This window comes from Paenibacillus sp. FSL W8-0187 (assembly GCF_037969755.1).
GTDB lineage: Bacteria > Bacillota > Bacilli > Paenibacillales > Paenibacillaceae > Paenibacillus_AQ.
Genome location: NZ_CP150206.1, coordinates 4,673,819 through 4,687,343, shown reverse-complemented (window position 1 = coordinate 4,687,343; position 13,525 = coordinate 4,673,819). Strand labels below are relative to the sequence as shown.

11 protein-coding genes are annotated in these 13,525 nt (G+C 45.2%); all 11 read left to right on the top strand.

All coding sequences use genetic code 11. The features are described from left to right. Positions 1-171: 171 nt before the first annotated feature. The 11 genes from MKY48_RS20975 (at position 172) to MKY48_RS20925 (ending at position 13,451) form a co-directional block, all read left to right on the top strand. Positions 172-810: an SGNH/GDSL hydrolase family protein gene (locus tag MKY48_RS20975; RefSeq protein ID WP_076322084.1), complete on the top strand. Its 639-nt coding sequence runs from the start codon at positions 172-174 to the stop codon at positions 808-810. A gap of 282 nt (positions 811-1,092) precedes the next feature. Further along, entirely contained in the window at positions 1,093-2,133 is a 1,041-nt protein-coding gene (locus tag MKY48_RS20970; protein ID WP_339290737.1) for an ABC transporter substrate-binding protein, read from the top strand. Positions 2,134-2,194: 61 nt separating this feature from the next. Beyond that, positions 2,195-3,115, top strand: coding sequence for an ABC transporter permease (locus MKY48_RS20965; RefSeq protein ID WP_194543472.1), 921 nt, complete (start codon positions 2,195-2,197; stop codon positions 3,113-3,115). Then, positions 3,115-3,909 (top strand): ABC transporter ATP-binding protein, encoded by a 795-nt coding sequence (locus tag MKY48_RS20960; RefSeq protein ID WP_076322082.1) that lies wholly within the window; start codon positions 3,115-3,117, stop codon positions 3,907-3,909. Before MKY48_RS20965 ends, MKY48_RS20960 begins: the two co-directional genes overlap by 1 nt. Before the next feature lie 322 nt (positions 3,910-4,231). Further along, entirely contained in the window at positions 4,232-4,915 is a 684-nt protein-coding gene (locus MKY48_RS20955) for a response regulator transcription factor (RefSeq protein ID WP_339293539.1), read from the top strand. After that, on the top strand, positions 4,916-5,917 hold the full coding sequence (locus MKY48_RS20950; protein WP_339290735.1) for a HAMP domain-containing sensor histidine kinase: 1,002 nt from the start codon (positions 4,916-4,918) through the stop codon (positions 5,915-5,917). A gap of 101 nt (positions 5,918-6,018) precedes the next feature. After that, complete coding sequence (locus MKY48_RS20945; RefSeq protein ID WP_339290733.1) at positions 6,019-6,957, top strand: VanZ family protein; 939 nt, start codon at positions 6,019-6,021, stop codon at positions 6,955-6,957. 24 nt (positions 6,958-6,981) lie between these two features. Then, the gene (locus MKY48_RS20940) at positions 6,982-7,665 is read left to right on the top strand and encodes an ABC transporter ATP-binding protein (protein WP_326094861.1); all 684 of its coding nucleotides are present in this window, start codon (positions 6,982-6,984) and stop codon (positions 7,663-7,665) included. Beyond that, on the top strand, positions 7,662-10,253 hold the full coding sequence (locus MKY48_RS20935; RefSeq protein ID WP_339290730.1) for an FtsX-like permease family protein: 2,592 nt from the start codon (positions 7,662-7,664) through the stop codon (positions 10,251-10,253). The genes MKY48_RS20940 and MKY48_RS20935 overlap by 4 nt, the downstream gene beginning before the upstream one ends. 225 nt (positions 10,254-10,478) lie before the next feature. Continuing rightward, on the top strand, positions 10,479-11,771 hold the full coding sequence (locus MKY48_RS20930) for a VanZ family protein (protein ID WP_339290729.1): 1,293 nt from the start codon (positions 10,479-10,481) through the stop codon (positions 11,769-11,771). 291 nt (positions 11,772-12,062) lie between these two features. Beyond that, positions 12,063-13,451, top strand: coding sequence for a helix-turn-helix transcriptional regulator (locus MKY48_RS20925; RefSeq protein ID WP_339290728.1), 1,389 nt, complete (start codon positions 12,063-12,065; stop codon positions 13,449-13,451). Positions 13,452-13,525 lie beyond the last annotated feature (74 nt).

The window sequence follows — 13,525 nt, the reverse complement described above, 5'->3', positions numbered from 1 at the left end:
GCCATACGTGTACCTATAGAATTGTAGTGAATTCACTCCACATAGTCAACTTAAATGTATAGAAAGTTTGCCATGATATGTGAATTTAAGGGGTTTCACGATTGCAGGAAAGCGGTTATGATGAAGGGGTGAGCTTGAGAACACTTTCAATTATTGGAGGCGTTGAACAGCATGGTACATATCGAGCAAAATGCACTCGTATTGTTTCAAGGCGACAGTATTACCGATTGCGGGCGAAATTACGAGGAGTCGGACAGTTTGGGGCATGGATATGCGCTGATGGCTGCTGCCCGGCTTGGTATGGAGCTGCCTTTGAAAAGGCTGCGTTTTGTAAACCGCGGAATCAGTGGTAACCGGGTCGTCGATCTGCGGGGGCGCTGGGAGGAAGACTGTATTGACCTGGATCCGACATGGGTATCCATTCTGGTCGGTATTAATGAGACCGGCAGGAAGTATAATCGTGGTGAAGCAACGTCCGTGGAAGCCTACTATGAGGGGTATCGTGAGCTGCTTATCCAAACCCGCGAGTTAACCGGCGCGAATTTTATTCTCATGGAGCCGTTCTTGCTGCCTGTTACGGAAGCGAAGAAGGAATGGCGGGAGGATCTGGATCCCAAAATTCAGGCCGTTCGCGAATTATCGCGAGAATTTGAGACGCTGTACGTTCCGCTCGACGGCATTTTTGCTGCAGCCAGCTCCAAGATAGAGATGAGTTATTGGGCATCTGACGGTGTTCATCCTTCCCCCGCAGGTCATGCGCTCATGGCAGAAGCGTGGCTAGCGACGATGCAGGGCCGGTCCATTTTGTAGACGCTCCGGATTTTTTCTACTATATAAATAATATTTCGTTTAGTTGACAATCCCCGGAAGCTTGTAACGTCCGGGGATGTTCTTTATGTAAACCATTACATGCTTTATAAAATCTTGATTGACGAAAACAATTGGGTACATATAAAATATTCATAATAGATCGTTGTTCAATAGGAACGACTTATTTTTTGACTTTAATGCTTTTGTCTATGAAAGCGGGGAAGCGTTGTCGCTTTATGTAGAAAATTATTGAAGCGGTTAACAAATGAGAGGGGAATCATGATGAAGAGAAAAATGTGGTTATCACTTACACTCTCCGCACTGCTGGTTACAGCGGTAGGATGCGGGGACAAGCCGGAAGGCGGCGGTACGACTCAAACGGGCAGCGGCGGAGAAGCGGAGAAGAAATCCTATAGCATCGCTATTTCGCAGATCGTAGAGCATCCATCCTTGGATGCAACGCGGGAAGGCATTCTGGCGGCTTTAAAGGAAGCCGGAATTTCCGAGGAAGACAACACGCTTAAAATCGATTACAACAATGCGCAAGGCGATCAAGCGAACAACCTGTCGATCGGCCAGAAGCTGAAGGATACGAAATCGGATCTGGTGGTCGCTATCGCCACCCCGTCCGCGCAGGCAGTGGCTGAGAACGTAAAGGAAAAGCCGGTACTGTTCGCAGCGGTGACCGATCCGGTTGACGCAAAGCTGGTAAGCGACTTGCAGAAGCCGGGTGGCAACGTCACCGGTGCATCGGATACCAACCCGGAGGCAGCTAAACAGCTGATGGATTTCATCAGCACCAACTTCCCGAATGTGAAGAAGATCGGCCTTGTCATTAATGAAGGGGAAGCCAATGCAGTGGTTATGGCAAAGACGGCTGAAGAGGCGCTCGCCGAGCATGGCATCGAGCTGGTTAAGGCGGCTGTAACGAACACATCCGAAGTGAAACAGGCCGCGGAATCGTTAGTCGGCAAGGTAGATGCTTACTATATCACGTTGGATAACGTTGTGGTCAGCGGCGTTGACGCGATTATCCAAACGGCACAAAAGAATAAAATTCCGTTCTTCTCCAGCGACCGCGATACGGTGGAGAAGGGGGCTTTTGCAACCGTCGGATTTAAGTATTACGACCACGGCTATCAGGTTGGACAGATGGCTGTAGAGATCCTGAAAAACGGCAAAAATCCGGCGGACATGGAAGTGACGAAGCCGGATAAGCTGGATCTGATTTTGAACACGAAGGTTGCGGCTGACTATGGTATTGAAGTGACCGACGCCATGAAACAGGAAGTCAAAGACCCGGATAACAACATCATCGAGTAACTGTAAGGCGCGGAGATAACAGCCCGCGCCTTACTTCTTAATCCTTAAGGAGGTCAATGACATGCTGGATTTCGTGATGAGGCTGGATGGTCCGATTGAATTGGGGCTGCTGTATGCGCTGATGGCACTCGGGGTATATATCACGTTCCGAATTTTGGATTTTCCGGATTTAACAGTGGATGGAAGTTTTACGACAGGCGCAGCGATTGCAGCGATTCTGATTACCAACGGTGTGAATCCATGGCTTGCTACGCTGGCTGCGTTTGCCGGAGGTATGTTAGCCGGTATCTGTACAGGCCTGCTGCATACCAAGGGTAAAATCAACGGTTTGCTCTCGGGTATTATTATGATGATTGCCCTGTATTCGATCAATATGAGGATTATGGGTAAGCCTAATATTTCGTTGAGCCAGGAAGCGAATATCTTCGGATCGATCGATCCGATTTATATTATGTTAGTGATTGTGATCATCGGCAAGCTGCTGCTCGATGCATTCTTCCGCACGGATCTTGGTCTAGCGCTGCGCGCGACAGGGGATAACAAGCGGATGATCCGCAGCTTTGGTGCGAACACGGACACTACAACCATTCTGGGGCTCAGCATTTCAAACGGTCTGGTGGCCTTATCCGGCGCCGTGGTTGCCCAGCAATCCAGTTTTGCCGACATTAGCTCAGGTATCGGTATGATTGTGATCGGATTGGCATCCGTTATCATTGGCGAGGCCGTGCTTGGGACCGGTTCGGTATTCCGGACGACGCTGGCTGTAGTCTGCGGTTCGATTATTTATCGGATTGTTGTTGCCGCTGCCTATGAGATTCCATGGCTTGAAGCTTCAGATTTAAAACTGATCACCGCCATCATCGTCATTATCGCTCTCGTGGTTCCGACCATCAACCGGGCGATGAAGCAGCGTTCACAGGCACGGAGGCGCTCAACCGAACTGTTAGCTGCGCAAGGGAAGACCAAAGGAGGTGCGCTCTGATGCTGGAAATGAACCATGTGTCCAAGCTGTTTAATCCGGGAACGGTGGATGAGAAGATTGCCTTGATGGATGTCAATCTTCACTTGAATCCGGGGGATTTCGTAACGGTTATCGGAAGTAATGGTGCAGGCAAATCCACGCTGATGAATATCATTTCCGGGGTAATGAGACCGGATGCAGGCGAAGTGCGCATTGACGGCACTTCGATCGGCCATCTGCCGGAATTTCGTCGCAGTCGCTGGATCGGCCGGGTATTCCAGGATCCGATGGCGGGCACTGCGCCGCATATGACCATCGAAGAGAATCTCGCGATGGCATATCGTAGGGGCCAGTCCCGCAGGCTCAGCATAGGCGTTACAGCCTCCAAGCGGGCGGGCTTCCGCAAGCACTTAGAGCGGCTTGGCATTGGACTCGAGGATCGGCTCCGAGCCAAAGTCGGGATGCTGTCGGGAGGGGAGCGTCAAGCACTAAGCTTGCTGATGGCGACCTTTACGCAGCCGCAAATCCTGCTGCTGGATGAGCATACGGCAGCGCTCGATCCGGCGCGTGCGGAGCTGATCACCCGGATAACCGATGACATCGTGCGCGACATGAAGCTTACCACGCTCATGGTCACGCATAACATGGAGCAAGCCATCCGTCTTGGCAATCGCCTCATTATGATGGATAAGGGACGCATCATTCTGGATGTAGACCAAGAGCGCAAGAAATCCCTGACGGTGGCGCAGCTGCTCGGGGAATTTGAGCAGATTAGCGGTCATAAGTTGTCGGACGATCGTTTGGTTCTTGGGTAAGCATCTTGCGTTGAGACGGGAAACATGATAATGAATATAACGCTAAGCCTTCAATCTTGACAGGCTTAGCGTTTTTCTATACGCTAATTTCTTCCTGGCCAGTTAACTACTGAGGTCGCTTAATGATAGGACTGTTTTCAATTCCATCGCTTTTTGCATGGATTCCTGATAACGTGTTAATGTTGGGTGAGCCACATCTTTAATCCGGAAAAAGATCAAGAGTGTGCTTTAAAAATGCCTGACGACCGCTAGTCTTAAACTAGCGGACATTTGAATGTAGGAGGCTTATTCTTCCATGGTCGTTCGTAAAGAAGATCTACAGATGAAAATATTGTTAGTGGAAGATGATAAAACGATTGCGTCCGGGCTGGAGTATTCGCTGCAGCAAGATCGCTTTTCTACCGTTCTATGCCATGATGTCGTTTCTGCAAAAAAAGTGCTCGCTGAAGATATAGATCAATTCGCTTTATGCTTATTTGATTTATCGCTCCCGGATGGAAGCGGTTATGAATTATGCAAAATGGTGAAAGAGCAACGAGATATTCCGGTCATTTTCTTAACGGCGATCGACGATGAGGTCAATGTCGTGATGGGGCTTGACATGGGAGCGGATGATTATATTACAAAACCATTTCGTATTCGCGAGCTTCTCTCGCGGATCAAGTCCGTCTTGCGGAGATACCATAAGTCGTCTCAGACCCAAGGGATCATTAACATTGACCAGGTTCGTTTGAATACGCTGGAAGGAAAAGTGTATAAAAACGGCGCGGAAATTTCATTGACCGCTCTGGAGTATCGCTTATTGTTGATTTTTGGTAACCATATTGGACAAGTTCTGTCAAGAAACCAGCTTTTGGAGCAGATTTGGGACGTGGCAGGCGACTTCGTGAACGACAATACGCTAACGGTATACATCAAAAGACTAAGGGAAAAGCTGGAGGATGATCCGCAGCATCCCACGATGATCAAAACGGTACGCGGTTTAGGATATAAGGTCGGTGATTAGATGCTGCGAAATCGAGAGATTCAGATATTATTGTTGATCATGGGTTCCATCAGTTTAGTGGGGGGCGTTGCCGCTGCTTTCATTTCGTCTGTAGCTGCGACGCTCGTTTTCATCATGTCTATATTACTTATTGGAAGCAGTCTGTTATTCACGAAATGGAGATACCGCGAACTTGAACAGCTGTCCGTCTATTTGCGTGAAATAAGCAGAGGCAATTATTCACTTGACGCTCGTGATAATCAAGAAGGCGAGCTTAGCATTTTAAAAAATGATATTTATAAAGTGACACTCATGCTATCGGAGCAGCGATCGCTTCTTCAGCGAGACAAAACGGGGCTGACGGATGCCATTTCCGATATCTCGCATCAGCTTAAAACGCCGCTTACCTCCATGACGGTGATGGCAGATTTGCTAAGCAAACCCGACCTGCCTCCAGCGAAAAGAACGGAGTTCACCCGCAATATCCGTATTCAGCTTGAACGAATCGATTGGCTTGTTTCTTCTTTGTTAAAGCTATCGAGAATCGAGGAAAAGACAATCCAGTTCAAAAGAGATCAAGTATTCGTTCATAAGCTTATACAAAAGGCATTAGAACCGGTGTTGATTCCGATGGAGATCAAGGACCAAACGGTTTCCATCAAGGGCGATGACAGCGTCTCTTTTGTCGGTGATTTCAAATGGACGGCCGAAGCGATTATCAATATTTTGAAAAATGGCGTTGAGCACACGCATGAAGGCGGACTCATAGCCATTTCTTTTTCCGAAAATGCGCTATTTACGGAAATTATCATAGTTGATAACGGAAAAGGAATTCCAAAAGAAGATTTACCTTATATTTTCAAACGTTTTTATAAAGGGAAAAATGCGAGCGAGGGGAGCATCGGCATTGGTCTTGCGATGGCTTACAGCATTATTGCAAGTCAGAACGGCGTGATCGATGTGACGAGCAGCAGCGACAAGGGTACGCAGTTTCGGATTAAATTTTATAAGCACGTGATTTAGCGGCACTCCGTAAGTGACTGAATTGTCACCTTCATCGTCACTGAAAAGTCATTTTAGACAGATACAATGATATTCGACAGATGAACGATGGAGGTACGACCATGCATTTGAAGCAACAACGTAAGATTATTTTTGCTATCACGATATTCTACACCCTGTTTATTCTTTATTTTTTGTTTTTCGCTTTCGGCAGGGTAGGTAAGGTAGATCAAATCTCCGAGTACACCTTTATGTTTTTACCTGACAGTTTTTTCAGGGTGCCAAGTCTATCAGATCTTCTACATCCTACGCTGATGGATTTTGTGGGTTTTGGGAACATCGCCGCTTTCATTCCTTTTGGCATAATGATTCCGTTGTTATTTCGGACTAGCTTTGTTCGCTTCATGACATTGTTCATCCTATCCATCCTTCTGCTGGAGACGATTCAGGCACTAACTTTCCTCGGCAGCTTCGACATGAACGACGTCATACAGAACTCAACGGGCGCAGCGATCGGATTCGGGGCGTACAAACTTGGCTTTCGCGCGAAAAACATCTGGAGAAATATTGCTGCTGCGGGTATTTCCAGCGTTGTTTTGATGCTCGGGGTGTGGGGCATCTTCGGGGTGGTTGATCAAGTGTTCACCAAAGAGATGGGCCCCTTTGTGGCGATAAACGAATGGAAGGACAGTAACGGCAATCCATCAACGGGAACGAAACCGAACCGTCTTAAGATAGGCGGTCAAGACGTGGAACCCCAATATAATATGTACAGCATTGAAGGCAAAAACAAGGAAACGTACAGGTACACGTTAGGCAATAAGAAGGAGGTGTACCTCTTTTTGAATTATGGAATTCCCGATCAGGAGGATTCCCAAGGCAGCATTAGGGTTACCGCCGATGGACATGAGTTACTGACTGTATCTGTAGAAGCCGGACGCCATGAGCCGGATATGACCTCCATTTTCCTCCCACAGGCCAATGAGCTTACGATAACCATTGAGGGAAATGTAACCCTGTGGGATGTTGGATATAAAGAGATGGTATATAGCTGGAATTGAGCATGAAGGGAGGGAGATATGACAATGGAAATTTTAAAGATAGATCATCTGTCTAAAATATACGGTAAAGGCGAATCGGCGGTAAAGGCGCTTGACGATGTTTCCTTTTCGGTTCGAAAAGGTGAATTTGTCGCCATCATTGGCCCGTCCGGATCGGGGAAATCGACGCTGCTGCATATGCTGGGCGGTGTGGATTTGCCGACGAGCGGCAAGGTCCTCGTAGAGGATACGGATATGTATAACTTGGACGAAACGCAGCTGGCTATCTTCAGGCGCAGACAAATCGGGCTGATCTACCAGTTTTTCAATCTGATTCCCGTCTTGACGGTGGAAGAGAATATTACGCTCCCGCTCTTGCTTGATAACCAAAAGGTAGATAAGAAGCAGTTGGATGGTCTCGTGAAGACTTTGAATCTGCAACATCGCTTAAACCATCTGCCTAATCAATTATCAGGCGGACAGCAGCAAAGGGTATCGATCGGCAGAGCACTCATTAGTAATCCTGCCATTATGCTGGCGGACGAGCCGACCGGGAATCTGGACAGCAAGAATAGCAGCGAGATCATCGACTTATTGCAAATGTTGAATAAAACCTATCACCAGACATTGATCGTGATCACGCATGACGAACGAATCGCTTTGCAAGCTGACAGAGTCATTTCGATTGAAGACGGAAGGATTGCCAAAGACGAGGTGATTCGCCCTTGAATATTGTCAATAAACTCACCGTCAGACATTTGCGGCAAAACAAGAGAAGAACGCTTGTAACCATCATAGGTGTCATCATGTCAGTTGCCATGGTGACGGCTGTTGCAACGCTTGGTTTTTCTTACTTGGATTTAATGAAAAGGCAAACCATCGCAGATGAAGGGGAATGGCATGTCCTATATCAAGATGTAAACAAGGAACAGCTTGCAGCGATAAAAAACGATGACGCAACCAAGACCCTTGCGATCACAAACGATCTTGGTTATGCCCCATTAGAAGGGGGACAAAATCCAAATAAGCCATATTGGTTCATCAAGGCTTATGATGCACAAGGTTTAGCGCAATTTCCGATTGAAGTGAGCAAGGGGCGTCTGCCGCAAACCGACAAGGAAGTTGTGATTTCTGAAGCCGCTGCGACAAACGCCAAGGTGAAATATGAAATCGGGGATCGTCTCACTCTGCGCGTCGGCGAACGATTCGAGGAAGGGAATGATCAACCGCTGGGCCAAACCGAATCGCTGCGCATCGTAGATAACAAAAAGAACGAAACGCTGCATAATACGATGACTAGGGATTACACGATCGTAGGCTTCATCAAACCTCCCGTATGGGAACCGGCGTGGGCCCCGGGGTATACGACCATTAGCTATGTCGATGAAAACATCATCGGGGCAAACGATCGAGTCAATGCGGCGGTAGTCTTGCAAAAAGTCAATCAGTCCTTGTTCGCACATGCAGAAAACCTGGCAGAGAACAACCAGATCGAAACGGTCCAATATCATCACGATTTGCTTCATTATTATGGCGTTTTCAAAAGCGAAGCCTCGTACAGCACGATGGTCTCCTTATCGGTGATCCTGATGGCGGTCATTATGATCGGCTCAGTTTCGCTGATCTATAATGCTTTTGCAATTTCCGTCTCGGAACGTTCCCGCCATTTAGGGATGCTTGCAAGCGTGGGGGCTACGAAAAGGCAGAAGAGAAATTCGGTGTTTTTTGAGGGTGTCATTATTGGCTTGATCAGCATTCCGGTTGGAATCCTATGCGGTCTTGCCGGGATCGGTATTACCTTTCAGTTCATTAACGCTATCATTCAAGGGGCTTTAGGAATTACTGAAAAGCTAACGGTGATCGTCACGCCGTTATCGATTTTGATTGCCTGCGCTGTCTCCATGTTGACGATCTTCATATCGACGTATCTCCCGGCCGTCAAAGCATCCCGGATTTCAGCCATGGATGCGATTCGTCAAACTACCGATGTGAAGCTTTCGGGCAAAAGCGTGGAAACGCCGAAATGGATTCGAAAGCTCTTCGGAATCGAAGCGGAGATCGGATTGAAGAACTTAAAAAGGAACAAGCGGAGATACCATGCCACCGTATTTTCGCTCGTGATCAGCATCGTTTTGTTTTTAACGGTATCATTTTTTACCGGTAATCTGAAACAATCCTTGGCCATGTCGCAGGAAGGCGTCAACTATGATATAGAACTATCTTACGGCAATGAAAAAAGAATAGACGATCGGTTGGTTCAGTCCATTGCATCCCTTTCGGATGTATCGGAATACAGCGTGATTCATGAGTTGTACAGGAACGCTTGGATCGAAGAAGCGTCCATCGCCGATGAATTGCAGGAGGCGGTCAAGAAGGATAAGAGTATCCTGAAGGACGGAAAATATCCTTACGATATTAAAATCAATGCATTAAACGATTCGAACCTGCGGGCTTATGCCAAAGCAGTCGGAGCAGATTACGAGTTACTGACGGATCCGGAACATCTCTCCGCCATCGTGATCGATACCATCGATTATAAAGATATGGACACGGGAAAATACGTCCAAACGAAGGCTATTCATGCGAATGTTGGGCAAAGTCTCGATTTGACTACGTTCGATGAGGAAACGGAAAAAGTGACGGATGTAAGTGAAGTGTACATTGCGGCGTTGACGGATCGATCTCCGATGGGGATGAACTCAATCGGAACAGGCGGGTTAAATATCGTCGTCTCGGAACGAGTCCTAAATCAACTGGCAGACGATAAGAGCGGGGAGTTCGTTCAAACCTTTCTCTATCTGAAAAGTGCGGACCCGCTGAAAACGCAGCAGGAAATCGAAGAAATGAAAGAGCCTAATCTGTATGTGTACAATGTGTACCAATCCAGAAAACAGGAAGAACAGATGATACTATTGATGTCCGTCTTTACTTATGGCTTTATCGTATTAATTTCAGTGATTTCGATTGCGAATATTTTTAATACGATCTCAACGAGCATCGCTCTTCGAAAGCGGGAATTTGCGATGCTGAAATCCGTTGGAATGACGCCAAAAGGCTTTGCGAAAATGATGAACTACGAAAGTGTTTTTTATGGAGCCAAATCACTGCTGTTCGGGCTTCCTATCAGCTTCGTCGTGATGTATTTGATCTATATGGCCTTTGCGAACAAATTTAGCTACGGATTCGTCCTTCCCTGGATGAGTATTCTGTCTGTCATTGCCGCCGTATTTGTCATTGTCGGTTCTGCCATGCTATATTCCAGCGCGAAAGTAAAAAAGGAAGACATTATCGACGCGTTAAAGCAGGAGAGTATATAAAAGTGACCGGCTCTGACTTGAAGCTGCAAGGAAAGACAGTGTCAACCATCATTATAATAAAGTCACAAGGGGGGCCTCGTTTTGGGGATCGATGCAATCTATACGAATCTACGTTTTTTAATGCTGCCGATCATCGTAATTATCGGGATCGAATTCGTTCTAATCGGGTTATATTATTATCTTTATTATAGAAAACAACAATCAGAGGGAAAGCCACGGATTCAAATGAACAAGCTTTTTCTTGGCGCCTTGTTCATCGGATATGTTGTATTTGTACTTGAGCTAACGATGTTGGGCCGCGGCAATTCTCATTTCTTGCAGATGAATCTCCATCCATTCAGCGATTATGTTGAAGCATGGAACAAATATTCCTTACGTGATCTTCAGAACGGTATATTTAATATCATCATGTTTATCCCGATGGGAATATTGCTGCCTTTCATCAGCCGAAAATTTAAAGCATTCAAGTGGCTTCTTCTTGTCGTTGTAAGTTCTACGCTCTTTATTGAAACCTATCAGACGCTTTCAGGCGCAGGACTGTTTGAGCTTGCTGATATCATAAACAACACGCTTGGTGGTATTTTTGGATACCAGTTATACAGACTGTCTGCTTCCATTGTTTATAACAAAAGAGTAAGAATGAAAAGCCTGCTGGGAAACCTGGCGATCCCTTTATTGATGGGTTTGTTATTTGTCGGCATGAATATCGTCTACTTCCAGCAGGAGTTCGGTAACCTGGCCATAAACTCGTTTACCAAATGGAATATGAAAGGTGTTCATGTAACAACATCCCTTCAGTTAAGCTCGGCACCCGCAGTGGCCCCCGTCTACAAGAAAATCACTCAGCGGGATGGAGTAGAAGCCCTGCTGCAGCAGAAGTTAGGATTATCTGAGTTGAAGGTTAAGGATTGGGATGGCGATCGTGAGGTTCTATTGGAAGACAAATCAGGAACACCATTTACATTCTATCAATCCAAAGATGGAAACTGGTCGTTAACTGAGGACAATGATATACCAGAGCGTAATATATCATTCGCTGACCAAGAACCGAGTCTTGCAAAGGCCAAAACCATAATGGCCGATCTTGGCCTACTCCCTCAAGACGCTGATTTTACAGCATTGGAGGACGGGGAATTTCAATGGTCCCTCCCGGATAAAGCGGGTCTACACGAGAGTTATTGGACTGGCGAGCTGTTACTCGGTCTTAAACAAGATGGCAGTATCTATTCGATAAATAATGGGCTCCAAGAGAATCAATTTATTAAGGAAGTAGATATATTGTCTCCTGCAGAGGTGTATGATCGTATCAAAAATGGTGAATTTCCACAAATCAAAAGAAATGCAATATTAACGGATGATCAACTCGTTATTAAAAAGGGTGACCAACTGGATATAACAGGAATTGAGCTATCGTTCATATATGACACGAAAAACTTCTATCAGCCTGTATACACAGTATACGGTGTATTTAATGGGGATTCGAATTGGTTCACATTAATTCAGGCAAGAAGGAGCTAGGAGAGGATATAGTAAGTAAGGGCCCTGACTTGGTTGAAGTCAGGGCCCTTATTGTTGTCCAACAAAGCGCTTCCGAAAATTTCGGAGCGCTTTTTCTCATCGTAGTGATCAAACTGACGATATATAAATCATAAAGAAAAGTGTTGAATTTGGCATTTTTAAATTGTATTGGTTATTTTTTGTAAAAAAATGACGTAAATAAGTATTGACCGCTGGAATATTAATCAATATGATTACTGTATAGAGAAATATACTAATATTTGGGTTCTGATCCTAAAGGGTGGTGTTAGCTTGGAAATGACAGCCACGATTCGCGAACAAATGGAAGAGTTTTTACATAAGAACGAAATGACGATTAATCGGTTTGCTGAGATATCGGGGGTCAATAGCGGCACACTCAGCAACATCCTGAATGGCAACCGCCCGATTTCCATGCAGCAATTGGACCGGATTACGTTAGGTATGGGTCTGGAAGAGGGTTGTTTTTACGAGCTGTATATCGATGAATGCATATTTCATGCTACGCCGGATTGGCGTCGGCTAGGTCCGTTTCTTCACCGATGCGCGGAACTGGGGAAGCTGAATTGTCTGGACAAGGCTGTCCGGATGACGATGGATAATATCTCTTATTCACCCTTACTCTTTGAAACGGCAGAGCTTTTTTTCAAAGAGGGAAAACATGAGGCGGCTGTACTGCTGTATAAAAGCGTGGCGGAGAGTGAACGATTTCAGCATTCGGAGCGGTTGGCCCTTTGTCAGTATCGGTTGTTTGTATTAGAACTAACGGATGATCAGGATGCAAATTTGCAGGCAGCCGTTTATTTTGAGCCATACGTGGATCGATTGGATGAGATGTATCAGTTGGATGCGCTTGTAAAATTAATCAACGTGAATTTGTCTCTAGATAGATGGGATAAAATGGAATATTTGGCAGAGAGATTGGAGAATAAGGGAATAGCTCAGTATAAGCAACTGAAAAACGACTTTAAAAATCAAGAGTTCCCAAAGCAGCCAATTATTTTTTATATTTTGTACGCATATCTAATCCAAGCGGATGTTTCTCGTGAACAAGAAGACTATGAAAAAGGTTTATATTATATATCTTTATATTCAGATCCCGATTGGATAAATGAACCTGATCCTCAAGAAAGAAAAATTATGACTCAATTTAAGGAATGGGCTGAGGCAAATCGTTACATATATCAACTTATGGCAGGACAAGCTGATGTATTAATTGATTATGTTGAATATGTAGCCAAGAGAGAAGATGAGATTTTTCTAGCACTATGTAATATTCTGATTGCTGCTAACCGATATAATTTAGATATCGATGATATTTTAGAACGTTTTCAGAATTATCTTATTCTTAAAGAACAAAAGAGTCATCTTGGAAAAATAAGTGAACAAGTCACGCTTGATCGCTTTACACGTCTACAGACTGAATTAGCCATATACAATTTTTCAAGAGAACAATTTGATAGAGGAATAGATTATTTATTGGAAAGTTTAACATATTCGATTAGAATTAATAGTGTTAAAGGTATGTTGAGATGTATGGGCTTATTTGAGGAGTTTCGACATTTCTCGTCATATGAACAACAGCAAAAATATAAAAAATTAGTCAGTGAGGTGCATAAAAGAAATGAAAAGAAAATTGGCTTATCTGTTGGTTATCTGTAGCTTTATATGGATATTTAACAATTCAGATACCACACATGAAGCTGACACAAGTTTACATCAAGATACACAAGTTA